The 26,116-nt window shown below is 32.7% G+C and carries 26 protein-coding genes and 1 tRNA gene; 10 read left to right on the top strand and 17 right to left on the bottom strand.

Features of this window, described 5'->3' with window-relative positions:
- Window positions 1-3: 3 nt before the first annotated feature.
- The 6 genes from CELLY_RS04390 to CELLY_RS04365 form a co-directional block, all read right to left on the bottom strand.
- Window positions 4-786: a DUF3050 domain-containing protein gene (locus CELLY_RS04390; protein ID WP_038507265.1), complete on the bottom strand. Its 783-nt coding sequence runs from the start codon at window positions 784-786 to the stop codon at window positions 4-6.
- A 125-nt stretch (window positions 787-911) separates the two neighbouring features.
- A complete protein-coding gene (locus tag CELLY_RS04385) occupies window positions 912-1,250 on the bottom strand; it encodes an avidin-fold protein (protein ID WP_013620450.1) in 339 nt (112 codons plus the stop codon).
- Window positions 1,251-1,255: 5 nt separating this feature from the next.
- The gene (gene lpxD, locus CELLY_RS04380; protein WP_013620449.1) at window positions 1,256-2,248 is read right to left on the bottom strand and encodes a UDP-3-O-(3-hydroxymyristoyl)glucosamine N-acyltransferase; all 993 of its coding nucleotides are present in this window, start codon (window positions 2,246-2,248) and stop codon (window positions 1,256-1,258) included.
- 108 nt (window positions 2,249-2,356) lie between these two features.
- Window positions 2,357-2,812: a tRNA (cytidine(34)-2'-O)-methyltransferase gene (locus CELLY_RS04375; protein WP_013620448.1), complete on the bottom strand. Its 456-nt coding sequence runs from the start codon at window positions 2,810-2,812 to the stop codon at window positions 2,357-2,359.
- Between the two features lie 63 nt (window positions 2,813-2,875).
- Window positions 2,876-3,943, bottom strand: coding sequence for a phosphotransferase enzyme family protein (locus CELLY_RS04370; protein ID WP_042256634.1), 1,068 nt, complete (start codon window positions 3,941-3,943; stop codon window positions 2,876-2,878).
- Complete coding sequence (locus CELLY_RS04365; protein WP_013620446.1) at window positions 3,928-4,815, bottom strand: nucleotidyltransferase family protein; 888 nt, start codon at window positions 4,813-4,815, stop codon at window positions 3,928-3,930. The genes CELLY_RS04370 and CELLY_RS04365 overlap by 16 nt, the downstream gene beginning before the upstream one ends.
- 379 nt (window positions 4,816-5,194) lie before the next feature.
- On the opposite strand from CELLY_RS04365, the gene CELLY_RS04360 reads away from it, so the two are divergent.
- Complete coding sequence (locus CELLY_RS04360) at window positions 5,195-6,352, top strand: homogentisate 1,2-dioxygenase (RefSeq protein ID WP_013620445.1); 1,158 nt, start codon at window positions 5,195-5,197, stop codon at window positions 6,350-6,352.
- A 49-nt stretch (window positions 6,353-6,401) separates the two neighbouring features.
- Here CELLY_RS04360 and hutG read toward each other — a convergent pair whose 3' ends face one another.
- Window positions 6,402-7,349 carry a formimidoylglutamase gene (gene hutG, locus CELLY_RS04355; protein ID WP_013620444.1) on the bottom strand — a complete coding sequence of 316 codons (948 nt, stop codon included), beginning with the start codon at window positions 7,347-7,349 and terminating at the stop codon, window positions 6,402-6,404.
- Between the two features lie 127 nt (window positions 7,350-7,476).
- On the opposite strand from hutG, the gene modA reads away from it, so the two are divergent.
- From modA to CELLY_RS04335, 4 genes are all read left to right on the top strand, one after another.
- Window positions 7,477-8,247 (top strand): molybdate ABC transporter substrate-binding protein, encoded by a 771-nt coding sequence (gene modA, locus CELLY_RS04350; protein ID WP_013620443.1) that lies wholly within the window; start codon window positions 7,477-7,479, stop codon window positions 8,245-8,247.
- A gap of 80 nt (window positions 8,248-8,327) precedes the next feature.
- Entirely contained in the window at window positions 8,328-9,083 is a 756-nt protein-coding gene (locus CELLY_RS04345; RefSeq protein WP_013620442.1) for an ABC transporter permease, read from the top strand.
- Window positions 9,084-9,086: 3 nt separating this feature from the next.
- Entirely contained in the window at window positions 9,087-9,731 is a 645-nt protein-coding gene (locus CELLY_RS04340) for an ATP-binding cassette domain-containing protein (protein WP_013620441.1), read from the top strand.
- Window positions 9,732-9,850: 119 nt separating this feature from the next.
- Window positions 9,851-10,408, top strand: a complete 558-nt coding sequence (locus CELLY_RS04335; protein WP_013620440.1) for a helix-turn-helix domain-containing protein — start codon at window positions 9,851-9,853, stop codon at window positions 10,406-10,408.
- Between the two features lie 70 nt (window positions 10,409-10,478).
- Here CELLY_RS04335 and CELLY_RS04330 read toward each other — a convergent pair whose 3' ends face one another.
- From CELLY_RS04330 to hutH, 8 genes are all read right to left on the bottom strand, one after another.
- Window positions 10,479-11,366 (bottom strand): DUF808 domain-containing protein, encoded by an 888-nt coding sequence (locus CELLY_RS04330; protein ID WP_013620439.1) that lies wholly within the window; start codon window positions 11,364-11,366, stop codon window positions 10,479-10,481.
- A gap of 227 nt (window positions 11,367-11,593) precedes the next feature.
- Window positions 11,594-11,667, bottom strand: a tRNA-Asp gene (locus CELLY_RS04325).
- 76 nt (window positions 11,668-11,743) lie between these two features.
- Window positions 11,744-12,667, bottom strand: a complete 924-nt coding sequence (locus tag CELLY_RS04320) for a DUF58 domain-containing protein (RefSeq protein WP_013620438.1) — start codon at window positions 12,665-12,667, stop codon at window positions 11,744-11,746.
- Between the two features lie 3 nt (window positions 12,668-12,670).
- Window positions 12,671-15,232, bottom strand: a complete 2,562-nt coding sequence (locus CELLY_RS04315) for a M1 family metallopeptidase (RefSeq protein ID WP_013620437.1) — start codon at window positions 15,230-15,232, stop codon at window positions 12,671-12,673.
- A gap of 80 nt (window positions 15,233-15,312) precedes the next feature.
- Window positions 15,313-15,630: a thioredoxin gene (gene trxA / locus CELLY_RS04310; protein ID WP_013620436.1), complete on the bottom strand. Its 318-nt coding sequence runs from the start codon at window positions 15,628-15,630 to the stop codon at window positions 15,313-15,315.
- A 160-nt stretch (window positions 15,631-15,790) separates the two neighbouring features.
- Entirely contained in the window at window positions 15,791-17,794 is a 2,004-nt protein-coding gene (locus CELLY_RS04305; RefSeq protein WP_013620435.1) for a urocanate hydratase, read from the bottom strand.
- Window positions 17,795-17,832: 38 nt separating this feature from the next.
- A complete protein-coding gene (gene hutI, locus CELLY_RS04300; RefSeq protein WP_042257289.1) occupies window positions 17,833-19,071 on the bottom strand; it encodes an imidazolonepropionase in 1,239 nt (412 codons plus the stop codon).
- A 1-nt stretch (window position 19,072) separates the two neighbouring features.
- Window positions 19,073-20,653, bottom strand: coding sequence for a histidine ammonia-lyase (gene hutH / locus CELLY_RS04295; protein WP_013620433.1), 1,581 nt, complete (start codon window positions 20,651-20,653; stop codon window positions 19,073-19,075).
- 78 nt (window positions 20,654-20,731) lie between these two features.
- Between hutH and CELLY_RS04290 the strand changes: the two genes are divergently transcribed.
- From CELLY_RS04290 to CELLY_RS04280, 3 genes are read left to right on the top strand one after another with little or no spacing between them, the layout of a single operon-like run.
- A complete protein-coding gene (locus CELLY_RS04290; protein ID WP_013620432.1) occupies window positions 20,732-21,625 on the top strand; it encodes a LysR family transcriptional regulator in 894 nt (297 codons plus the stop codon).
- 36 nt (window positions 21,626-21,661) lie between these two features.
- Window positions 21,662-22,138 carry a hypothetical protein gene (locus tag CELLY_RS04285; RefSeq protein ID WP_013620431.1) on the top strand — a complete coding sequence of 159 codons (477 nt, stop codon included), beginning with the start codon at window positions 21,662-21,664 and terminating at the stop codon, window positions 22,136-22,138.
- Between the two features lie 35 nt (window positions 22,139-22,173).
- Window positions 22,174-22,725, top strand: coding sequence for a nitroreductase family protein (locus CELLY_RS04280; protein ID WP_013620430.1), 552 nt, complete (start codon window positions 22,174-22,176; stop codon window positions 22,723-22,725).
- Window positions 22,726-22,728: 3 nt separating this feature from the next.
- On the opposite strand, the gene CELLY_RS04275 is transcribed toward CELLY_RS04280, so the two are convergent.
- Both CELLY_RS04275 and CELLY_RS04270 read right to left on the bottom strand, forming a co-directional pair.
- Window positions 22,729-23,664: a M28 family peptidase gene (locus tag CELLY_RS04275; RefSeq protein ID WP_013620429.1), complete on the bottom strand. Its 936-nt coding sequence runs from the start codon at window positions 23,662-23,664 to the stop codon at window positions 22,729-22,731.
- Window positions 23,665-23,674: 10 nt separating this feature from the next.
- Window positions 23,675-24,193 (bottom strand): DUF456 domain-containing protein, encoded by a 519-nt coding sequence (locus tag CELLY_RS04270; protein WP_013620428.1) that lies wholly within the window; start codon window positions 24,191-24,193, stop codon window positions 23,675-23,677.
- Between the two features lie 165 nt (window positions 24,194-24,358).
- Between CELLY_RS04270 and CELLY_RS04265 the strand changes: the two genes are divergently transcribed.
- Together CELLY_RS04265 and CELLY_RS04260 are read left to right on the top strand one after the other, a co-directional pair.
- A complete protein-coding gene (locus CELLY_RS04265; RefSeq protein WP_013620427.1) occupies window positions 24,359-24,727 on the top strand; it encodes a BlaI/MecI/CopY family transcriptional regulator in 369 nt (122 codons plus the stop codon).
- A 2-nt stretch (window positions 24,728-24,729) separates the two neighbouring features.
- Window positions 24,730-26,106: a M56 family metallopeptidase gene (locus tag CELLY_RS04260; protein WP_013620426.1), complete on the top strand. Its 1,377-nt coding sequence runs from the start codon at window positions 24,730-24,732 to the stop codon at window positions 26,104-26,106.
- Window positions 26,107-26,116: the final 10 nt, after the last annotated feature.

Below are 26,116 nucleotides of genomic sequence, written 5' to 3'. Positions count from 1 at the left end.
AAGTTATACTACTGCTACTGCATTTTTGTTAATTAGGTTGCTAATAGCATCCCATAAATTAATGCGCTGTTGTAGTGCTTCTTTGGCTACCGTTAAGGTTTCTTGCCACTTGGTGTCATCATTACCACATAACTCAGAAATCATTTGTAAAGATAGTGGTCCGTGCTCATCACCATCTAACTCTATATGTCTCTCTAAATAATACGTAAGTTTATTATAGTGTTTATTTTCACCATCAGCATTTTTAAGAATCTCAATAAACATATCAGGTATAAGATCTTCCCTGCCAAAAGTAAAAGCAGCGGCAATTAAATGTGGCTTATTGGTGTTAATTATTTTAAAAGTATAGTTTACAAAATCTGCTACAGTAGTGTCTAAGTTTACTTTTTTTAAGGCAGATGAAACAGGTTCTTTTTGAAGTATAAGATTGATAAAATTTTCAATAGAATTGGTGTTTGCTCCTATTTGATGCATTGCATCTAAGTACATTGTAAAATGACTTTTAGGTTCGCAAAGTTCATTAATGTCACTTTCTTCGCCGTGAACAATTTCATTAATAAAACGTGCTAATGTTGGATTACTAGCAGGTACCCAAGGAGTATCTGTACAGGTCAGATTTTTTTGTAACGCTTTTAAAAGAGACATAAAATCCCAAACCGCATAAACGTGGTTTTCCATAAAAACTTTAATGTCATTTACATCTTTTAAACTTGCATAAAGCTTGTGGTTTTGAAGCGCTTGTCTTAATTCAGAAATTTCATCTTCTATGTGCTCAATTCTGTTCATTCTTTCTAAAATTATATCTAACAATTGGTACTGTACTTTGCATACGCAAAAACAATAGTATTGGTTTTGCGCTGCAAAATTAATACATAGGTGTTATTTTAGATGAATTTTTATACAAAAAAACGCTATTCTTCATCTAAAATAGAGTTTCCTGTAGATTTGTCTCCAGAGGTCCATTGCCATTTTTCATGCAATCTAATTTTTCCATTTGGCAAAATTTCTGGTGTAGACGTACATTTTCCGGTCATTAATTGGTTGTTGGTATTTATCTGGTGGTATCTCATTTCTATAACACCAGTAGCATCAACCAAGCCAATTAAGTGTCCTTTTTTTATGTTACCACCTGCATAGTCAGCAGTTAAAATAGCACCGTTTTGTTTATATGTAAAAACGGTGTCATTAGAGGTTTCAGAATTTTTAGAACTATTAGCCGGTCTAAATATTTTACCGTTATAGTTTATCATTACTTCTAATTTCTACTAAGTTTTTTCATTACCACCCATTGTTTTAGCATATCTCTAGAATCTTGAGCAGGATAACCTAAAACAGTTTTGCCTGGGGCAATGTTACCCATAACACCAGATCCTGCGCCAACAATAGCGCCATCACCAATAGTAGTATGGTCTTTTATAGATGCACTACCACCAATAATAACGCCGTCTCCTAAAGTAACAGAGCCAGCTAAACCACTATGACCTGCCATAATACAAGACCTTCCCATAACACAATTGTGAGCAATTTGCACTAAGTTATCTATTTTACAACCATCACCAACAACTGTAGAACTAAATTTACCACGGTCTACACAAGAGTTGGCTCCAATTTCAACATCGTTACCAATAACAACATTACCAATTTGTGGTATTTTAACCAAACCTCTGCCATCATCACTTGGTCTGTAGCCAAAACCATCTGCACCAATACTTACGTTGATATGAAAAGTACAACGGGCACCAATTTCGCTACGTTCTCTAACAACAGTTCCAGGCCACATTACCGTTTGGTTGCCTACGGTAGAATCATCTAAAACAGTAACATTTGGGTATAAAACAACACCTTCCCCTAAAACAACATTTTTACCTATATAGCAGCCGGCTCCAATTTTACTTCCTACACCAATTGTAGCAGTACTGTCTATAACTGCTGTTGGGTGTATGTCTACATCAAAAACAGGTTTTCCAGGATCAAAAGCTTCTAAAAGTTTCGCTAAAGAAATGTCTGCATTTTTTACTTTTATTAGAGCAGTATTTTCTCTTGGCTCTATTTTTAAATTGTCATTTACAATAGCTACACTTGCGTTAGAATTTTTCCAAAGACGAACATATTTTACGCCACCAATAAATGTAATTTGATTTTCGGTAGCCTTTTCTATTTGTTCTGCGCCTTCTATTTTGTGTGTAGTGTTACCTACTAATTCTCCTCCTAAAAGTTCGCTGATTTCTTGTACTGTAAATGATTTCATTCTTAATTTATAAGGTATTATTGGTTAAGGTTATTTATTATGGAAAGCTTTAAAAGTACTTATAAAAAGTAATTAAAGTTTATATTTTGACTGTTTTTGTTATAAAAACTACAGTTTTTTAGATTTTATTGCATCGTAGATTACAATACTTACTGCATTTGCCAAATTTAGACTTCTTATATGTTCGCTAAAAAGGGGTATTTTGTAAAGGCTATTTTTGTGTTTTTCTACAACAGATGCGGGTAGGCCTACAGATTCTTTACCAAACACAAAAAACATATTATCTTCATAATCAATTTCATAATAGTTTTTTTCTGCTTTAGCAGATAAAAATGCGAACTTTTTATCAGAATGAACTTCAAAAAAATGAGTTATACTATCGTAGATTTTTAGGTCTAAATGCTGCCAATAGTCCAAACCAGCACGTTTAACCCTTTTATCATTTAACTCAAAACCAAATGGTTTAACCAAATGCAATGTAGAGCCAGAAGCCAGACTTAATCTTCCAATATTACCTGTATTGTTTGGTATTTCTGGTTCAAATAGTACAATGTTAAAGCTCATAAATAATTTTGCGTTTAAGCAAAGAAACGGATTGAATTTTTAAAATAAAAAGATTTGGTTTTATTAGCTGAATTTTTTCTTTAGAATAGCATTCATATAATCTACTTTGTCTAATGCTTTTTTAGAAAATTCAAAAAGACTAACACACCTATCTAAATTCTGATTAGGATAAGCAACCTTGTAGTAAGCATCATTCTGTAAATAATCTGTAAGTGCACGTAAGCCATGTATAAATGGCATAAACACGGTTCCCTGTGGTAAAGATGCTATTTCTTCTTTGGTTAATATACTGTTATGAGTGCTTAAACCGTCTACAAAGCTGGTAAAAAGGTCTTCACTAAAAGTTATTTTAGATAGGTCTTTCTCGTCCTCAGGAGCTGTATTTACAATAGTGCGTACGGCATCCCCAAAATCATAATAAAAATAACCTTTCATTAGCGTGTCTAAATCTATTAAACACAGAGCCTTATCTGTAGTTTTAGAAAATAAAATATTATTTAATTTGGTGTCGTTATGGCAAACTCTAATTGGTAATTCTGTAAAACAAAAATCTAGTAAATCTGGCAACAACTCTTCAGCAAATTCTATTGCATCTTTTGCGGCAGTTGTACGTTCCTTTTTAGCCTTTTCTAAAGCATCAAAAAACTGATTGTTTCTGTGTATTAAATTATGAAAATCCGGAATTGTATCTTGGTAATTTACAACATCTTCAGAACTTAAAAGCGAATGAAATTCGCCCACAATTCTACCAGCCTCAAAAGCAATATTATTACTTTTGGTGGTGTTATAAGTTGTGCTATTGTCAATATAAGAAAGTACTCTCCAAAAGCCATTTTCTTTATGGTAACTTGTGTCTTTTTTAGTCTTAACTACAGCTACACTACTATAATTTTTACTTTTAAGTACATGTAGTGCTGTTTCTATATTTTGCATTACGCCAGCTACATTTTTAAACACATTGTTGTTTATACGTTGTAAAATGTATGCAGGTTTGTTGGTTGTTAAAACCAAGTAAGTATCATTTATAAGTCCATTATTAATTGGCTCAAAAACGTACTCTTTTTTAGGAACAGAAAAATGACTTAATATTTTGGCAGGTTCTATTGGCATAGTTATTAGTTTATATTCCATAAATTATAAGGGTACTCCCCGTTATTAGTCATTTCTGCTAGTTTAGACACAGCCATTGCTCTGTCTTCTGCATAGGTAACGCCAAACCAATTGCTTTTAGAATTTACTACAGGTACATTTAATTTTTGATTACTAATCATTTCCTGAATAATAAAAGGCAAGAAAACTTCACTAGACTTAATTTTTTCTTCGTCTTGCAAGAATAATTTAAAAGCTTGCTCTATAGTTGAAAAAATAGATGTGTCACAAACCCAAAAATTCATACTAACTTCTTCGTTTCCTGTAAACTCAATTCCTGTATTGGTATCTACTATTTTTTCGCCTTGTTTTTCTAATTTCAAACGTTCTTCAACCTTAGTTAAAATACCATTGTTAATTTTACAAACACCTCTAGAAACAGAGCCGTGAGTAGACAATGTATCCTTTAGTGTGTAAGATATTAGTGCGTATGTATTAGCAGTACTAGCTTGCATAATTTTGGCGGCATTTTTAAAAGCTAAGCTACCATAAAAATCATCGGCATTTAATACTGCAAACGGACCGGTTATTACATTTCTAGCAGTCCAAACCGCGTGTGCAGTTCCCCAAGGTTTTAAACGTTCTGTAGTGTAACTTGTACCTTTTGGAACATCAGAAATTTCCTGAGCCAAAACATCTAATTTTACATTACTTGGTAGGCGTTTGGCTAAATGTTCTTGTAAAAAGGCAACCTTATCTTTTTTAGTAATAGCAACTATATGGGTAAAGCCATATTTAATAGCGTCAAAAATGCTAAACTCCATTAAAAATTCGTGATGGGGACCAAGATCATCAAATTGTTTAAGTTTTCCGTATCTGCTACCATTACCTGCAGCCATTAAAAGTAGTGTCATTTTTTATATTTTGTCTAACAAAAATAAGGTTTTGCAATGTGGCAATGGGTGGTATTTTAGTTAAATAGTATGGTATTTTTTGTTTTTTTGATTTAAAAATACAACCATAATTAGCTTTTAAAACGCTATTTTACGGTTAAAGTATTAAATATTAAAATGCTTTACTATCTTTGCGGCGTTGTGTTGTGTCTCAATTTTTTTTGAGGCAATGTTGAAAACCATTTTAGATGGTATCAACCAATGAAAGGCTTTCCTATTGGAAGGCTTTTTTTATATCCAAAACTCTTCAATTTATTAATTACATAATTTTAGGCTTATTTTTTAGATAAAGTTCAAATTATTGTACTTTTATTGTCTATTTACAAAGAACAATAGAAATATGCCGTTATATCATAAATTAGGTAAAATACCGCCTAAAAGACATACCATCTTTAAAAAAGAAGATGGCACTTTGCATTACGAGCAACTGTTTGGAACTATAGGTTTTGACGGAATGTCGTCCTTAATGTATCATAAACACAGACCAACTATGGTAAAAGAAGTTGGTGAAAGTATAGATGTGTCTCCAAAAGCTGCTGTGGCTCATAATATTAAATCTAGATTGTTAAAAGGTTTTGATATTAGACCAGAAGATGATTATTTAGAGAGTAGAAAAACTGTATTATTTAATAGTGATGTACATGTTGGTTTAGCTGCACCAAAAAAGTCGTTAACAACGTATTTTTATAAAAATGCAGATGCAGATGAGCTTTTGTTTATTCATGAAGGAACCGGAACATTAAAAACTATGTTGGGTGAAATCCCTTTTGAATACGGAGATTATATTGTTATTCCAAGAGGAATGATTTACCAAATAGAGTTTGATACAGAAGACAACCGTTTATTGGTAACAGAGTCTTACCACCCAATATATACACCAAAAAGGTACAGAAATTGGTTTGGTCAGCATTTAGAGCATTCTCCTTTTTGTGAGCGCGATTTTAAATTGCCGCAAAACTTACAAACGTATGATGAAAAGGGTGATTTTTTAATAAAAGTAAAAAAGCAAGGACAATTACACCACTTAACATACGCATCTCACCCGTTTGATGTTGTTGGTTGGGATGGTTACAATTTTCCGTATGCATTTTCTATACATAATTTTGAGCCAATTACTGGGCGTGTGCACCAACCGCCACCAGTGCACCAAACTTTTGAAACAAGCGCTTTTGTTGTTTGTTCTTTTGTGCCAAGGTTGTACGACTATCACCCAGAGTCTATACCAGCACCATACAACCACTCTAATATAGATTCTGATGAGGTTTTGTATTACGTAGATGGCGATTTTATGAGCAGAAAAAGCATAGATAAAGGCTATATTTCTTTACACCCAGCTGGTATACCTCATGGTCCTCACCCAGGTACTTACGAGGCTAGTATTGGCAAATCTAAAACTGAAGAATTAGCAGTTATGATAGATACTTTTAAGCCTTTGCAATTAACGCAATTGGCGTTAGATATAGATAATGGTACGTATTACCAATCTTGGATGGAGTAATGTGTTTTAAATTATAACATAAAAAAGGAGGTTTATTAGCCTCCTTTTTTTATATGGTATGTATAAGAGTATGTACCAAAGAGGCTGCTAATTTTGCAGTTTGGTTGTCAAGGTCATATTTTGGGTTCATTTCTGCAATGTCTAAACTAATGAGCTTGCCAGATTCTATAATGGTTTGTAAACATTGCAATGCAATATCAGGAGAAAAGCCCATTGGAGATGCAGCACTAACTCCGGCTGCATAAGCAGATGAAAAACCGTCTAAATCTACTGTTGTGTATACCACATCTACATTGGCTATAAAAGCAGAAATTTGTTCTAGTATTTTTATAGATTGATGTAGGTTAAAATCTTCATTTTTAATAACCGTAACCTTAAGTTCTTTTGCTGTTTTAAAAAGAGAAGCGTCATTGGCATCATCTCTAATTCCTAAACACAAATAATTAAACGGAATATTGTTGGTTTTACAATCTTCTGCTATTTGATAAAATGGTGTTCCAGAATTATTTCCATTTGTATTAGCTCTTAAATCAAAGTGAGCATCAAAATTAATAATACCAATAGTTTTGTGTTTTTCAACCGCATTTAAAATGCCATTATAATGTCCGTAAGCAATATCGTGGCCACCACCTAAAACAATAGGAAAAGTATTGTTTTTTAGTAAAGTAGTAACCGTATTAGCTAAAGTTTGTTGTGCTTGCTCCATATCATTATCAGCACAAAAAACAGTGCCAACATCTAAAAGCTGAGTATCTTTTTTTAAATGATTTGGCATTTTAGCCAATTGCCTTACAATAGCTTCTGGACCAGTAACAGCACCAACTCTGCCTTGGTTGCGTTTAACACCTTCATCACAAGCGTAGCTTAATATAGCAAAAGTTTTAGTGGTTTCTTGTTTTAAAGTATCTACGCAAATTACTTTTTCATGAAGATATAGATTGGCATTAGATTTTCGGCCTTGCCATAAAGAAGAATCTGGTTTTTTAAAGTTGTCCATTTTACAAATTTATAACTCAAAAGTAAGGTGTTATTTTAGTTTTTAAACTTCAAATTAAATAAAAAATAGATTAGACCAGGAAATACAATTGTTTTAGTGTAAAACTTTTAATTTAGTAGTTTAATTTATGCTAATGAAGTTTACTGGTACAACAAGAGTAATAGTGCTTGTATGTTTATTTTTTTTAATGATAGGCTGTAAAAACAAGCAGAATCAAAAAACACTATTAGTGTATTGTGCTGCTGTAGTAAAGCCTGTTTTAGAAGAAGTTGCAAAAGAATATTATAAAGAAACAGGTATACAAATAGATTTGCAATATGGAGGTTCTGGTACGTTATTGGCTAATATTAGAGTTGCCAAGCAAGGAGATTTGTACCTGTCTGCAGATGCAAGTTACATGCAGCAAGCAATTGCATACAATATAATACAGCAAAGTAAGCCATTAGTTGCTATAACTCCAGTATTGGCAGTTAGTGCAAATAACCCAAAAAATATAACAACTATTAAAGATGTGTGTAAAAAAGGTATTAGGTTTGGTATTGCTAACCCAGATGCGGCATCTGTAGGAACTGTAACTAAAAAAATACTGCAAGAATCTGGTAATTGGGATGCAGTTAAAAAATGCGTATATGTACAAATGCCAACAGTGTCTGACGTTGCTAATGCTATTAAACTAAATACTATAGATGCGGGTGTTATTTGGGATGTTACAGCTAACCAGTACAAAGAAATAGATGCTATAGAGTTAGCTAATTTTAAACAGCATAAAGAGCACGCAGTAATTGGAGTTTTAAAATGGTCTAAACAACAAACTGAGGCATTAAAGTTTACAGAATTTTTATTACAGAATGCAAAAAGTAAAAGTGTGTTAAAAAAATTAGGGTATAAAATGTACTAATATAATACGTAGTTATCAAAAAAGAAGAGCAACATATAAAACAGCATAAGGTTAGGTCTAACGTACCATTTTATTTGGTAATGGGCATTGTAGCGTCTACATATATAGTTTTAATATTAGCAATGGTGTTGGCCGATTTTTTTTATACCACACCAGATCATATTTTTAAGGCTTTAGCTAGTAAGGAAATACAGTATGCTATAAAATTAAGTTTGGTGAGCAGCACAATTACAATGTTGTTAAGCGTTATAGTGGCTATACCAATTGGCTATTTTATGGCGCGTTATAACTTTAAATTTAAAAAAATTATTGATGCTATTTTAGATATACCTATAGTGTTACCACCACTAGTGGTTGGTTTAAGTTTGCTATTACTTTTTCAGACAACGTTGGGGCAGTTTATAGAGAGTCATTTAAGAATTACCTATACAGTGTACAGTGTTGTAATAGCACAGTTTATGGTTGCTTGTGCCTTTGCTGTACGTACAATGTATGTTACGTTTTCGCAAATTAATAATAGACAAGAACAGGTTGCACTAACTTTGGGCTGTAACCAGAGACAGTCTTTTTTTTATATTTTACTACCACAAGCTAAAAGCGGAATTTTAACTGCAGCTTCTTTAGCGTGGGCAAGAGCTTTGGGAGAATTTGGCCCTATTTTAATTTTTGCAGGTGCTACAAGAATGCGAACAGAGGTGTTGCCAACCACAGTGTTTTTAGAAATGTCTGTAGGGAATATAGAAGCAGCTGTAGCTGTGTCTTTAATAATGATAGCATCTGGTTTTTTGGTGTTGCTGTTAGTTAGAATATATGGAACTAAAAAACATACTTTTTAGCCTATGTTACAATGTGTAGATTTAGAAATAGAACAAGGTGCTTTTAGCTTGTCTAATATTAATTTTAAAGTTGATAAAGGTGAGTATTTGGTGCTAATGGGTAAAACAGGTAGTGGTAAAACAACACTTATAGAGGCTATTTGTGGATTGCGAAAAGTAAAAAAAGGGCAAGTATTACTGCACTCTAATAATATAACAAACCTAGTTCCTGGTCAAAGGCAAATAGGATACGTGCCGCAAGACGGAGCTTTATTTTCTACAATGACAGTAGCAGAAAATATAGGCTTTGCACTAAAAATAAGAAAATGGCCTAAATTAAAAATTGAAGAAAGAGTGCAAGAGTTAGCTGTTTTATTAGGAGTAGAACAACTACTAAACAGAAGCGTAGATAACTTAAGTGGAGGAGAAAAACAACGTGTGGCACTTGGTAGGGCTTTAAGTTTTTATCCTCAAATTTTGTGTTTAGACGAGCCTTTAAGTGCATTAGACCAAGCTACAAAGTCAGAAATTATATTATTACTCCAAAATTTAGCACAAAAGTTACAACTTGTAATTGTTCATATATCACACTCAGAAAGTGAAGCTAAAAAACTAGCAACTAGTATTTTAAGTTTAAAAGACGGTATTTTAGAGAAGGTTAGTTTGTAGACTGTTTTTATTTTGTTAAATAAAACCCTAGCTGTAATACTAATACTATAAATAAATAATTCTTATTTTTGAGGTACATAAACTGTAGATAGTCATACTATTACACTAACCAATTATTTATGGATGACATTTTGATAAACATTGGCAGACAGCTAAAGCTGGCTCGCCAAAAGAGAAACTTAACCCTACAGCAAGTCGCCAAAAGAACGGGCGTAAGCGCAGGGTTAATTTCAAAGATTGAGAACCTTAGAACAACTCCCTCTTTACCGGTTTTGCTTAAAATTATGCAAACCTTGCAGATAGAGTTGTCTGAATTAGAACTTTCTTCTAGTATTGATGGAGATTATATTCTTATTAAAAAGGGTACAGGAACCAGAGAAGACCGAGAAGACTCTGAACAATTAGAGTATACACATTTATTATCTAATACTTCTAAAGGAGAAAGTATACGTGTATATTTAATAACGGTACTACCATTAGCGGTTAGAAAACCTATTTCTACCAATGCAAATGAACTTGTTTATGTGTTAAGTGGTTCGCCAACTTATACACTAAAAGGCAACGAGGTAACATTAGACCAAGGAGATTTATTATTTTTTGATGGTACCGTTGCACATGGTATATCTAACAAGTTTAATGAGCCTGCAGTATTGTTAAAAGTTTACTTACTGCATTAAATAGCTACAAGCTTAAAAAACAAAAACCTTCAGTTAACTGAAGGTTTTTTGTTTTGTATAAATATTATGTTTAATGTTTATCTTTCTTTTTGCCAAAAAGCTTTTTAAACAAGCCAATAATAGGTAAAGTTAAAAGTCCAATTACTAGTCCTAATAAAAATTCTTTTAGCATAGCTGGTAACGGAACATCTTCAATTAAGTGGTGTAAAAAGTCTATGTTGTGTGCAAATACGCCACCAGCAACAGAAAGTAGTGCTAGTGTGCCTACAACGGCTAAAAATTTAATTACCCAAGGTAAAGCGTTTACTAGCAGTCTGCCTACTTTGTCAGAAAAACTATTGTCTTGTTCGTTTAGGTTAATTAGTTTTAAACCAAATTCATCCATTCTAACAATTAGTGCAACTATACCATAAACACCAACAGTGGCAATAATGGCAATTACTGTTACCACCATTATTTGTGTAGAAATTGGCTGATCTGTAACTGTACCTAATGCAATAATTACAATTTCTACAGAAAGGATGAAATCTGTAAATATGGCCGATTTAATACGTCCTTTTTCAAGTTTTTGTAGTTCTTCAATAGTAATGTCTTCATCTAAAAGCTCATTACTCTCGTGTTTATGACCGGCTAAAAACTCATAAATTTTTTCTGCACCTTCATAAGCCAAATACAATCCGCCTAAAACAAGTATAATAGTTACCGCAATTGGTATAAAAGCACTTAATAAAAACGCAAAGGGAAGTATTATAAGTTTATTTAAAAACGATCCTTTTGTAATTGCCCAAAGCACAGGTAATTCTCTGTCTGATATAAACCCTGAAGCCTTTTCTGCATTCACCGCTAAATCGTCTCCAAGTATACCTGCTGTCTTTTTAGCAGCAACTTTACTCATTACAGCAACGTCATCCATAAGCGCTGCTATATCATCTAATAATGCAAAAAAACCTGATGCCATATATGTCTATCTTTTTTTAAAGTCTAAAATTAGAGTTTTTCTTTAAACTGATGAAGTCACAAATATAAATGATTAAAATAAAGTTTAATTTAGGAGAGATGTTTTGGCGAGTGATTTTGATAAAAAACAGAATTAGAGCTAAAAACTTTTATAAGATGATCTGATTTTTTTCACCTTAAAAAAGGTATAAAACCAAAAAAACCTTCAACAAATGTTGAAGGTTTTTGCGGTCTGGACGGGACTCGAACCCGCGACCCCCTGCGTGACAGGCAGGTATTCTAACCAACTGAACTACCAGACCGTGGCGTTTAGCGGTTGCAAATATACAGAGGTTATTTAATTCAGCAAAACTTTTTTGAAGAAATTTTCAAAAAAAATTAAAATTTTTGTCGCTCAACCATATACGTGTTAAAAACCGAAGCAAAATTTTTAGCAATATCTACGCCAACATATTTTATCTTGTATTGTGCGCATTTTAATTTAATGTCTGATAAGTAATTAGTTAGCTCTTTTTGGTAAGCTTCTTTTACGTTTTCAGCATATAAATCTATCTCTTGTTTGGTCTCTACATCTACAAAACGCTTTGGTGCATCATCAAAATTAAAAAAATGTTCTTTTTCTTTATCAAGGAGATGAAAAAGTACAACTTCATGTTTATTATATTTTAAATGTTGTAATGCTTCAAACAATTTTATGTCCTCTTCTTCGGTCTGAAACATGTCAGTAAAAAGAAAAACCAAACTACGCCTGTGCATTTTTTCGGCTATCTGGTGTAAATAGGTATATGTTTTTGTTTTTTGAGCCGGATTTTTATCTGTTACCACTTCTGTAAGCTTTGCCAACAACATTTGGTGGTGGCGTTCACTACTTTTTTCTGATACATAATAGTTGTAAGCATCAGAATAAATACTTAAACCAACAGCATCTCTCTGTTTTTTTAAAATATTCATTAATCCGGCAATGGCTAAAACGCCAAACCCTATTTTATTTAGGTTATTTACATCTAGTTTTTTTGTTTCAGGATAATACATAGAGGCAGAGTTGTCTAAGATCATATGACACCTTAAATTGGTTTCTTCCTCATATCTTTTAGTGTATAACTTATCTGTTTTTGCAAAAAGTTTCCAGTCTATATGCTTGGTGCTTTCTCCTTTATTGTAAATTTTGTGCTCTGCAAACTCGGCAGAAAACCCATGAAACGGACTTTTATGTATTCCGCTAATAAAACCCTCTACCACCTGTTTTGCTAGTAACTCTAGGTTTAGCAGTGGTTGCGCATTTAAATTGTCCTTTAGGTTCATAATTTACTTTTTTATGGTTTGCGCTCTTTCTAAATCATCTGTAGTTTGCAATAGTTTTTTTAGTAGAATAGGGTTAAAGTTAGGGTTTTTGCTTAAAAAATCTTCACGTATTTGGTAAGCATCTTTAGAGCTGTATTTACCAATACAACTTGCCAACCAGTTTTTTGGAAAAAATATATCTCCTGTAAGTTGCACCTCTTCTAACTTTTGTAAACATTTTGTCAAATGCTTTTTACTTTCATTTTGGCGTAGCGGATGGTGAATGTAGCTTAGTGCTGTTATAACCCAAGATTCTTTTTCTCTGTTTTTGGCATCAAATAATGAAACCATAAAAGCATCTCTTTGCTTTACATTGTTACTTATAGATGGTTGTAGCCATATAAATTTGGCAAGTTTATCTGGGTTGCTAATACGCTTTTCTTGTTCTTTTATAATTTCTGTAGCCTTTGGGTGCTTTTTTAAAGATAATTCGCTTGCAAGACTAGTGTAATCATCCTCATTTAAAAATAATTGTGGTATACTCAATTCTTTTGTCCAAATAGCGTGTAAATTTTCTAATGCTTTAGAAGATATGGCAAGCGATTTATACAGATTAAATATATCTTTTTTGAAAGCCTTTGGTTTAGAGCTATTTAATAATGCAAACAACTTACTTTCTGTTGTAGTCTGAATTTTTTCTTTATGTTTTTCTGATAAAAATTTCCAGTAAATATCTCTAGTTCTTCCTGTAATATAATTTAAAACAAGCTCATTTTTTTCTGATGCTACTCCGTTTAAAAATATATTAAAAGCATCTAAAGCTGGTACCTTATTATTTAAAAACACTTCATATAAATTTATATAGCTGTAACCACGAGCGGTAGCATCTTTAATTTCTTTTATTTTAGAAATATGAGCAACATTAACCGGAAAAACTCCATATCCAAAACCGTTAGCGTTGTATATAATTTGCTCTGGCTTTGCAAGTCCTATAGTTTCTTTTAGTTGAAGGTTTTTACTATTTATTGCTGCATTTATAGTTTTTACACTGTCTTTATACACAAGTTGTATAGCAAAAGATTGTGGCCATATTTTATCTGTACCATCTTCTGCCTTTTGCGTAATTGTAAAATTGGTTATTTTGTTATCCTTGTAGGTAATATTATCTGTAAAAACTGGTCTTCCAGGTTGGTTTACCCACACATTAGACCATTGTTTAATATCTACATCAGATTTTTTATCTAAAATAGAAACCAAGTCGTTCCAATCTGCATTGTCATTGGCATACGTTTTTATATACTCTTGCATTCCCTCTTTAAAAGCATCTTTTCCTAATACAGCTTCTAATTGCTGCATCATTATTGGTGCTTTGTTGTAAATAATACGACCATATAAAGAGCCTGCATTTTTTAAATTGCCCAAATGTTGCTTAATAGGATTTGTGCCTTTAGTACGATCTTCAGAATATGCACTAGGGTAGTGTGTCATCATAAATTTTAATTGATGATCTATATCTGGAAAAAGCGGATTCATAATCTTATCTGCCATAAAGTTGGCAAACACTTCTTTTAGCCAAACATCATCAAACCATTGCATAGTAACCAAATCTCCAAACCACATATGTGATGTTTCATGTGCAATTAACTTAGCACGAGATAACTTTTGGTTCTGCGTAGCATTCTTATCTAAAAATAAAGACGATTCTCTATATTGTATTGCGCCTACGTGTTCCATACCGCCATATTGAAAAGGAGGAATACTAGCAAAGTCCATTTTCTGAAAAGGAAAATCATAGTTGGTATAATCTATTAAAAAATCTAAAGACTGTTGGTGAATGTTAAAAACCTCATTTGTACTCTCTGCAATTTTTTCTTTATTATTTTCTCTGTATAAAAAGCGCATATCAAAAGCACCAGGGTTTTTTACTTCTTCAGAAAATTTACCAGCAACAAATGAAAACAAGTAAGTACTCATTTTATCAGTGGTATTAAAAATATGAGTAGTGTACTCTTCTTTTTCTATTTGTTCTTTTTCTGTACCACCGCAAAGCACTTTCCAATCTTTAGGAGCAGTAATGGTTAAGTCGTAAGTTGCTTTTAAGTTAGGTTGGTCTAAACACGGAAACAATGTGCTAGCCCTGTCTGGCACTAATAACGTATATAAAAACTCTTTGTTTCTGTTAAGTGATAACTCACCTGCGTTAAAAGAAATATCAATTTTATTTTCTCCTATTACTAATGCATTTTTATCTATAATTAAATGCTCGTTGGTATGGTTAATTGGAGTGCTTTTACCATTTACGCTAAGTGTTTTTAAATGATCTTTATTTTCATTAAAATCTAAAATTAGATCATATTGCAGGTCGGTAATGTTTGCAGCAAGTACTAATGTAGTAGGTATTGGATCTTCTTGACTTTTAGGAATAGAAAAATTTAGCGCATAATGCAAGTTCTTAATTTGTTCTTTTCTATAATTTGCAAGGTCTAAAGAAATTCCTTTTTCAACTTGTAAAGGTTTAAATTCTTTTTTTTGAGGACAACCAATTAAGGTTAAGGCTAGTAGTGTAAGGAGCGTAATTTTTTTCATAAATAAAAAAAGGTAAGTAGTAAAAATAAAAAAGGGTTTGACAAACGCCAAACCCTTTTTTATAATTGTATGTTTATAGACTATAATAAAGCGTCTATTGCGTCTGTGTAAACTTGTTTAGGAGAAACGCCAACTTGTCTGCTAACCATTTCACCACCTTTAAATACTAATACTGTAGGTATGTTACGTACACCATATTTAGCTGCAAATTCTTGGTTTGCATCTACATCTACTTTACCAACAACAGCTTTTCCTTCGTACTCAGAACTAACTTCGTCAATAATAGGACCAACCATTCTACATGGACCACACCAAGCTGCCCAAAAATCTACAACAACTGGTTTGTCACTTTTTAAAACAACTTCGTCAAAAGTTGCGTCTGTTATTTCTAATGCCATAATTTTATTTTTTAATATTATACAAAGTTAGTCAAATAAATTCCTATTTCCTTAACAACGAACTATACCTATTATCTATTGTTCTATTAATTATTTTTATAACAGAACATAAGGGGTATTGTTATTTTTTAATGTTTTAAAATTAATTGTAATTCTACGGCTACGCAAATAAATTATCTAATAAATGCTCTTCAACCAAATTAGGAACAGTAACCTTTAGTTCTGGTGTTCTTTTCATCTCTCGTTCTATGGCAAAAATAGCCTCTTTGTTACGTGCCCAGCTTCGTCTAGATATTCCGTTATTAACATCGTAAAAAAGCATATTTTTCAACTTTTTTGAAGCCTCTGTAGAACCATCTAACACCATACCAAAACCGCCATTAATAACTTCTCCCCAGCCAACACCGCCACCGTTATGTACAGATACCCAAGTTGCGCCTCTAAAACTGTCTCCAATTACATTATGTATGGCCATATCTGCGGTAAATTTACTGCCATCATAAATATTACTGGTTTCTCTAAACGGAGAATCTGTACCGCTAACATCATGGTGATCTCTACCTAAAACTACAGGGGCAGAAAGTTCTCCTGTTTTTATAGCTTTATTAAAAGCTTCTGCAATTTTAGCTCTACCTTCTGCGTCTGCATATAAAATACGCGCTTGTGAGCCAACAACCAGCTTGTTTTGTTCAGCTTCTCTAATCCAAGTAATATTATCTTGCATTTGTTGCTGAATTTCTTCTGGAGCGGTAGCCTTAATTTCTTCCATTACTTTTAAAGCAATAGCATCTGTTTTTTGTAAATCTTCAGGTTTACCAGAAGAACATACCCAGCGAAAAGGACCAAAACCATAATCAAAACACATAGGTCCTAATATATCTTGTACATAAGATGGGTACTTAAAATCTATATTGTTTTCTGCCATAACATCGCCGCCTGCACGCGATGCTTCAAGTAAAAAGGCATTGCCATAATCAAAAAAATAAGTACCATTTGCTGTATGCTTATTAATTGCAGCTACCTGTCTTTTTAAAGATTCTTGTACTTTTTGCTTAAAAGCATCAGGATTGGTACTCATTAACTCATTAGATTCTTTAAAAGAAATACCTGCAGGGTAATAACCACCTGCCCAAGGGTTGTGTAAAGATGTTTGATCTGACCCTAAATGAATAAAAATATTTTCATCATAAAAACGTTCCCAAACTTCTACAATATTTCCAATGTAAGCAATAGAAACAACCTCTTTATTCTCTTGTGCTTTTTTAGTTCTATCAACTAAATCGTCAATAGAGTCAATTAAAACGTCTACCCAGCCTTGTGTATGTCTTTTGGTGGCAGCTGCAGCATTAACTTCTGCACAAATAGTAATGCAACCAGCTATATTACCAGCTTTTGGTTGTGCTCCACTCATACCACCCAAACCAGCAGTTAAAAATATTTTTCCAGAAGGTGTTTCATTAGGTTGCAGTACTTTTCTAAAGGCATTCATAACTGTAATTGTGGTTCCGTGTACAATACCTTGTGGGCCAATGTACATATAAGAACCAGCAGTCATTTGTCCGTACTGGGTAACCCCAAGTGCATTGTATTTTTCCCAATCATCTGGCTTAGAATAGTTAGGAATCATCATACCATTAGTAACAACAACTCTAGGTGCATCTTTGGTAGAAGGAAAAAGTCCCATTGGATGACCAGAATAGATATGCAGAGTTTGTTCTTCTGTCATTGTTGCTAAATATTGCATAGTTAACAAGTATTGCGCCCAATTCTGAAAAACAGCACCATTACCACCATAGGTAATAAGTTCCTCTGGATGTTGTGCAACTGCAGGGTCTAAGTTATTCATAATCATTAATTGCAATGCAGCAGCTTGTGGTGTTTTTGCTGGATATTCTGATATTGGTCTGGCATAAATATCATATTTGGGCTTAAACCTAAACATATAAATACGTCCATAACTTAGTAGTTCATTAGCAAACTCTTTTGATAATTCTGCGTGCCAAGCAACAGGAAAATAACGTAAGGCATTTTTTAGAGCCAATTTTTTTTCGTCTAAAAAAAGAATGTCTTTTCTTTTTGGAGCGTGATTAGCATTTGTGGTGTAATTTTTTTTTGGAGGTAATAGAGATGGAATACCTTGCAGAATTTGAGATTTAAAATCCATTTTTTATATGTTATAATGAAGCTGAATTCGTTATTTTTTTAAGCTATTTTAGTTCCTTTTTTCCAAACCATATTTGGTTTTAGTTGTCCTTGTTGGTATAAAATTTCTTTATAGTTTGCTGTTGGAAAAGCAATAAAATCTGCCATAAACCCACTGTTTAACACACCTCTATCTTTAAGGCCTAGTGCCGCCGCAGCTCTAAAAGTAATACCAGATAAAACCTCTGCATTACTCAGTTTTTGAAAAGTTCCTAAGATTGAGGCTTGGGTAAGTAAGTCTCCCATAGGAGCAGAACCCGGATTGTGGTCACTAGCAATAGCAACTGCACCACCAGCATCTAATAACTTACGAGCAGGTGTAAACGCACAACCTAAACCAATACTAGCGCCAGGTAAAGCTGTAGCAATAACATTGCTTTTTGCTAAAATATTTATTTCTTCTGTAGTACTTGCTTCTAAATGGTCTGCACTTATAGCGTTAAAATCTACAGCCACTTTGCTACCACCTGTAGAAAACTGATCTGCATGTACCGTTATTGTAAAGCCCATTTCCTTTGCCTTTTTAAAGTAAGGTGCAATTACTTCTGCTGTAAAAGCACCTTCTTCAATAAAAGCATCAATTCTGGTTGTTAAACGTTCTTCTTTTAAAAGGGGGAAAAGGGAGATGCTTATTTCTTCTAAATACTCACTTGCCGTACCAGGGTAATCTTTAGGGTGCATATGTGCAGCCAAGCAAGTAGAGACTAAATCTGCTTTAATTCTGTTATCCACATTTTTTATAGCGCGTAGCATTTTAAGTTCTTCATAAACCGATAAACCGTAGCCACTTTTAACCTCTATAGTAGTAACGCCATTTTTTAAATGTTTGTTAGCTCTTTTAGTAATACCATCTTCTAATTCTAAAATACTAGCTTTTCTGGTTTGTGTTACTGTGTCCCAAATGCCACCACCAGCTTTAGAAATTTCTAAATAAGTTTTGCCGGCATTACGCATAGCATAATCATTAGCTCTGGTGCCACCAAAACAAATATGTGTATGAGAATCTATAAAACCAGGGAAGCAAACACTATCACCTATTACTTCTTCTAGCAAGGTATTTTTAATGTCTATTTGTTTTAATAACTCTTTGTATGTGCCAACAGCTATTATAGTATTATTTTCAACTATAATACCGCCATTTTCTATAACTACAAGTTCTTCATCCTTAACGGCACCTTTAACGGCAATGCCTGTCATTGGTAATAGTTGTGTAAACGGACCTATAAGTTTTTGTTTCATATTAGTAGATTTCAAATTCATCTGCAAACGGAATTTCCATTTCTAAATTTTCTCGTTCTTTTACCTCTTCAATAGCATTTAAAATGGTTTGGTTTTGTATCATTTCTATTCCTGCTTCAATATCGGTAGCAAACACACGATCTTTATCTGCAAAGGCAACTTTTTCTCTAATTTTTTTATGTACTTCTTCTAAAAATAAGCCCGATTTAAGTGGTTTTCTAAATTCAAAAGCTTGTGCAGCAGTTAGCATTTCTATAGCTAATATTTTTTCTACATTACCAATAACTTGTAGTGCTTTGCGTCCTCCAATAGATCCCATACTTACGTGGTCTTCTTGTCCTAAAGACGTTGGTATACTATCTGCACTAGAAGGAAAACAAAGACCTTTATTTTCACTAGCTAAGGCAGCAGTAGTGTATTGCAATATCATATAACCAGAGTTAATTCCGGTTTCATTCATTAATAATTTAGGCACTCCAGGGCTATTACCTTCTAAGGCTAAGTATATTCTTCGGTCAGATATGTTACCAACCTCAGACGCAGCTAAACAAGCATAGTCTAATGCCATAGCTAAAGGCTGACCGTGAAAACTACCACCACTAATTGTTAGTTCTTCATCTATAATAATAGGATTATCTGTAACCGAATTTAACTCAATCTCTAACAATTCTTTTAAATGCAACCACGCATTTCTAGATGCACCGTGAACTTGCGGAATACAACGCAAAGAATAAGGATCTTGTACCCTATTGCAATTTGCATGATCTTCCATTATCTCAGATCCTTTAAGCAAGCGTTTTACTTTTTTAGCAACATACATATTGCCTTTAAAAGGGCGTAATGCGTGCAGTTCATTATAAAATGGTTTAATAGAACCTTGCAAGCCTTCAATCATCATTGCACCAATAATATCTGCTTGTGCAAGGCAACTTTGCAATTTTTCTACCACTTTTACAGCGTGTGCAGCAATAAACTGTGTGCCGTTAATTAGCGCTAAACCTTCTTTAGGACCTAAGTTTATGCTTTGCATTTCTGTTTTATCAAACAAAGATGAGGTTTCCATAATCTCACCCATATAATTAACCTTACCCAAACCAATTAATGGTAAAAACAAATGAGAAAGCGGAGCCAAATCACCAGATGCGCCAACAGAACCTTGAGCCGGCACAACAGGAATAGCATCAGTATTTATATGCCATAAAATACGGTCTAAAGTTGCTTCTGCAATACCAGAATATCCTTGTGCAAGACTATTCATTTTTAAGATAAGCATAAGTTTAGCAATCTCTTTATCTATTGGTTCGCCAACACCAACACTATGACTTTTTAAAATGTTACTTTGTAATATTTTTGTTTCTTCTTTAGATATTTTAGTAGTACATAAAGGTCCAAACCCGGTGTTTATACCATAAACAGGATCTCCCTTTTCTACAATATTAGCAACAGTTTTACTGCTGTTTCTTATTTTTATACGAGAAAAATCTGAAATTAACCCTTTGGTTTTGCCTCTTGCAATTGAAAGAGCAATACCAGCCGTTAAATGATCTTCTCCAAAATTAAAGGTCTTAGGTGCGTTACGCATAGCATATATTTTAATACTATAAAATTATTGATTATGTTTGATGATTACCAATATCATATTTATCAATAATTAATAACTATGAGTTATCAAATAGAGTTACGCCATTTTAATTATTTTTTAGCTGTAGCAGAAGAATTACACTTTAGAAAAGCAGCAGAACGTTTGTTTATATCGCAACCAGGTTTAAGTAGACAAATAAAGCAAATGGAAGAAATTTTAGAGACACAGCTTTTTATTAGAAATAAAAAAAAGGTTTCCTTAACAGCTGCTGGAGTATACTTAAAAGATGAAATAGAGTTTATTTTAAACCATTTAGAGTTAACAAAACGACATATAAAATTGGTAAGTCAGGGTAAGTTTGGTGAGCTTAACATAGGTTTTTTGGGTTCTGCAATGCAAACCGTAATTCCGGATTTGTTATTAAAGCTGAAAGATGCTTTCCCAGAAATTAATACAAGTTTAGAAGAACTCTCTAACAATGCACAGTTAAATGCTGTTTTAAAAGATGGTTTAGATATTGGTTTTGTGCGTATGGTTAGGGTACCAAAGGGTTTGTGTATTAAACCAGTATTTAATGATACATTTTCTGTGGTTGTACCAGCAAACCATAAAATAACAGAAACTAAATTTAATGGAATGGAACAGTTTAAAGGAGAAAATTTTATTCTGTTTTCACAAGATTACAGTCCGCTGTATTATGATACGGTAATGAGTATTTGTGAAGATGCTGGTTTTACACCAAAGGTTTCTCATAAGTCTGTACATGCGCAAACTATTTTTACATTGGTAGAAAACAATTTGGGAGTTGCCATTGTACCTACATCTTTGCAACAAGGTTTTAATATGAATGTAAAATTTATAGAACTAAAAAAAATACCGCAGCGAGCCGTATTGTCTGTTATTTGGAAAGAAGACAATAGAAACCCGGTTTTAAAACATTGTATGCAGTTGTTGTTGGGTGATGAAAAATAGATATATTTGAAGTAAGTAATAACTCACAAATATTTTATGACTTTTTCAAAAAAAGAATTTTTATGGTTTTTAGGTGCTGTATTAACATCATTTTTAACCTTAGTATTGATATTTGGAATTGATGGATTTAAAGCTGATGAAACAATAGATATAAATATTCACGATACCTATTTTGTTTTTTCAAATACTCCTTTCTTTTGGTTTTTAGGAGCTCTTATTTTCTTTGTTATTTATTTTTTTAGAATGATAAGAGGGAAATTCAAAAATGTATTTGTAGGCATTTTAGTTCTGTTATTTTGTTTGGGGTTAATATTGCTGTTAAGTAAAATTATTTATGTTGTTGATTCTTTTTTACAATCAACCATAGGCTTTCAAGAAAGTGGAGGCGATAAAGAAATTTCTCCTGTAACTAAAATATTATCAGCCTTTACTAATGTACTCTTTGTAATTAAAGTTTTATTTTTACTAATACTATCTTATTCTGCCTACAGAATAGGTAAAACTAGAGGGTAGTTAAGTTTTATGTAAATTTTGATTAAAATTGAATTATGATTTTTGATATAATAAAGAAGAGGAGATCTGTGTTTCCTGCGCAATACAATAGCAAACCAATAGCTAAAGAATTAATTGAAAAGGTTTTGGAGGCAGGTAATTGGGCACCATCTCACAAAAAAACTGAACCTTGGCGTTTTAAAGTAATACAAGGAGAAACTAGAGCAAAACTAGGAATGTTTTTGTCTTTAAAATATATGGAAAACGACCCAAATCCAAAGAAATTTAAGGTAGAAAAACTAATAAACAATCCGCAAAAGGCAGGAGCAATAATAGCTATTTGTATGCAGAGAGACCCTAATGAGTCTGTGCCAGAATGGGAAGAAGTTGCGGCAACGGCAATGGCAGTACAAAATATGTGGCTTATGTGCACAGATTTAGGTATAGGTAGTTATTGGAGTTCTCCTGGCTTAATAAAACATATGGGCGATTTTTTTGCAATGGAAGAAGGAGAAGTTTGTTTGGGTTTCTTTTATATGGGGTACACAGATGATGAACTTCCGGAAGCAACTAGAGGTGCTGTTGAAGATAAAACAACTTGGCTTTAACTATTAGAGTTCCTTAATAGTAAAGTAGAGTTGCTGAATAACCGCACTCATCTTGTTTATGTTTAATGTTTCAAGAGAGTCCTTATTTGTGTGATAATTCTTGTTGCGGTAAAAAGAGGTATTGGTGATCATAACTGCTGGGTAATTTAAATTCCAGTAGTTTAAATGATCTGAAAAATCCACGCCAGTAACAAGAGAAGAGCCTTTAAAAGATACAGTAGGTATAAGTTTCTGTTTCTTCATTAAGTTTTCAATTTCAGCACCAAAATTGCCGCTTTTTTCATTTTGAACAACAGTTATAAAATTAGCACGATTGCCATAAATGGTGCTCATCTCTTTAATTGGGTAGGTTTGTGTATTGGGTTCGTCCTTATAATAACCAATCATTTCTAAGCAAATCATACCTTTTACGGTTATGTTGTTTTCCTTTAAGTAATTTGCATGCACATAACTTCCCATTTTCTCAGTTCTAAAAAAAGGAGGTTCTTCTAAAGTATAGGCAACAAAATCTATTCTATAATCAAGTTTCTCTTTGGCTAATAAACGTGCTAATTCTAATAATCCTGCAACGCCACTTGCATTATCATCTGCACCTTCTTGATCGCCGTATACATCATAGTGGGCACCAATAATTAACCGTTCTTTATATTCTGTGCCAATAGAGCCAAGGACATTTTTATAAGTTTCATTCTCAACCTTATATTCTTGGTAAGTAGTAGTGTCGCACACCTTAGCAAGTTCCACTTTAATGTAGCTAGCAATTGAGTTAAGAGTTTCTATATTTTTATAATTCCGGCTATTTTGTGTTTTTGTAATTTTTAGCAAGTCATTTTTAATACGTACCGTATCTATATTAGTTGCAGTTTGGGTGCTAACCTTTTTTTGTCCACAAGAAATTAAAAAGGAAAGTAGTAGAATGGCTGATAGTATTTTTTTCATACTTGTGGTTTTAATTATAAAAAAACGGAAACAACGCTTCACTATATTCCCATACTTTAGATACAAATAAACCAAGGTATACTATAGCAACAATAAATTTTAAAAAAGTACCTGTTAAAAAACCAATAAAGGAACCAAAAGCAGCTTTTAAAGCTGTTTTTTGGTCGGCTTTATTTAAAAGCTCACCTACTAAAGCACCAACAAAAGGCCAAACTACAATTCCAAATACTCCAAGAACAGGAAAAAATACAGCTACTAATAGGCCAATAGTTGTACCTATCATACCAGCTTTTGTGCCTCCAAATTTTTTAGTTCCAATTGCAGGAATAATATAATCTAATGCAAAAACTATTAGAGCTACGGCTAAAGTTATACCAAGAAAAACCCAATCGTTAGGTATAGCTTTGGTTAAATAAAGTACTAATAGACCCAACCAACTAATTGGAGGCCCAGGTAATACTGGTAAAAAACTCCCTATAATACCAGTTAGTATTAGAACAAAACCAATTATTAAAAGCGCTATATCCATACAATAGTTTACTTGTTTGACGAAGATAACAACAATTTGTTACAAATTTTTTACCTAAAAAATTAGTTTAAACTAAAATATTAGTTATATTAGCGAAAGAATATAAGATAAATAGTACTAATTTAATATTCAAAATATTCTAGAATATATATAAAATAAAAGAGAATGAAGCAATTAACAAAGGCAGAGGAAGAAATTATGCAAGTGCTATGGGAGTTAGAAAAAACAACTGTAGCAGCTGTTATAGAAAAATTGCCAACACCAAAACCAGCCTATAATACAGTATCTACTATTGTACGTATTTTAGAAAATAAAGGCTTTGTTGGCCACGAAAAATTAGGAAGAGGATATCTGTATTTTCCGTTGATAAAAAAAGCAGATTATAGCAATCAGTCTATAAATAAATTAATGGAAGGATATTTTCAAGGTTCATTTAAAAGTATGGTTTCTTTTTTTATGAAAAAGAACGATATGAGTTTATCTGAATTGGAATCTATTTTAGAAGATATTAAAGAGGACGATAAAAAAGAATAGTTATGATACAGTATATAGTTTTAGTAGTAACATTTCAGTTGTTGTTTTTGGCAATTTATGATTTGTTTTTAAAAAAGGAGACTTTTTTTCAAAGCAACCGGGTGTATTTAATAGGTACGTTTTTAGTGTCTTTATTTTTACCTTTTGTAAAGTTGCCAGTCTTTAAAACTGTAGTATCACAGCAATATGCAGCCATTGTTTTAGATGAAATTGTATTAACAGCAAATTCACCACAAGCTGCAGCAGAGAGCAGTTTTCCGTGGCTTAAAGTGGTATTTGTAATTGGCGTAGTAATATCATTTGCATTGTTTGTTTATAAAATTTATCAGATTATAAAATTGAAGCAAGCGGGAGAAAAGCAAAAATTTTCAGACTATATAAAAGTAACAATCCCAAAAAGTAATAATGCATTTTCATTTTACAACACTGTTTTTATAGGCGATGCGGTTACAAAAGAAAACGAAGAAGGCATTTTAGAGCACGAGTTAGTACATGTTAAGCAAAAACACACTTTAGATTTATTGTTTTTTGAGGTAATGCGCATTGCCCTTTGGTTCAATCCACTAGTATATATTTATCAAAACAGAATAGCAGAAGTACATGAGTTTATAGCAGACTCTAAAGTTAAAAAAACGAGTAAAAAAGAACAATACGAGTTATTATTATCTCAAATTTTTGAGACAAAAAATATCTCATTCATCAACCATTTTTATAAATCATCATTAATTAAAAAACGAATAGTTATGTTACAAAAATCAAAATCTGGTAAAGTTTTAAAGCTAAAATATTTAGCATTGGTGCCATTAGTTGCAGGTATGTTATTTTATACCTCTTGTGAAACAGAGAACAATGCTAAAATAGATGCGGTAGAGGCAAAAAGCGAAGTAAATACAACAGCTGCGTTAAGTGAAGTTGTTATTACGGCTCTAAAAATGCCAAGTTCATTTGAAACTACATCAGATTCAGAACTCAAAGAATTAGCACTTAATCGAGAAATAAAAAATACCGAAGTTTTTAATAAGGTTAATGGTGAATTAGTAGCTTTTTCTGAATTGGAAATTCTTCCAAGTTTTCCTGGTAGTGAAGAAGGAGTAAGCACTTTTGAAAGTTTTAATAAGCAAATGAGCAAACACATAAGAAGGCATTTTGCTTATCCAGTAGAAGCTCATGAAAAAGAAATACAAGGTGTTGTATCTATGAGGTTTATAATTGAAGAAGATGGCTCTGTAAAGAACTTACAAATGCGTGGTCCAGATGAATCTTTAGAAAAAGAAGCTGCTCGTATAATTAGTAGATTACCTAAAATGAATCCTGGGATGAAAGATGGTAAACCAGTTAAAGTTCCTTTTTCATTACCAATTACATTTAGATTACAGTAATAAAAATATA

The sequence above is a fragment of the Cellulophaga lytica DSM 7489 genome (assembly GCF_000190595.1).
GTDB lineage: Bacteria > Bacteroidota > Bacteroidia > Flavobacteriales > Flavobacteriaceae > Cellulophaga > Cellulophaga lytica.
Note: the sequence above shows the minus strand (reverse complement) of the source record. Positions and strands in the feature narration are given on the sequence as shown.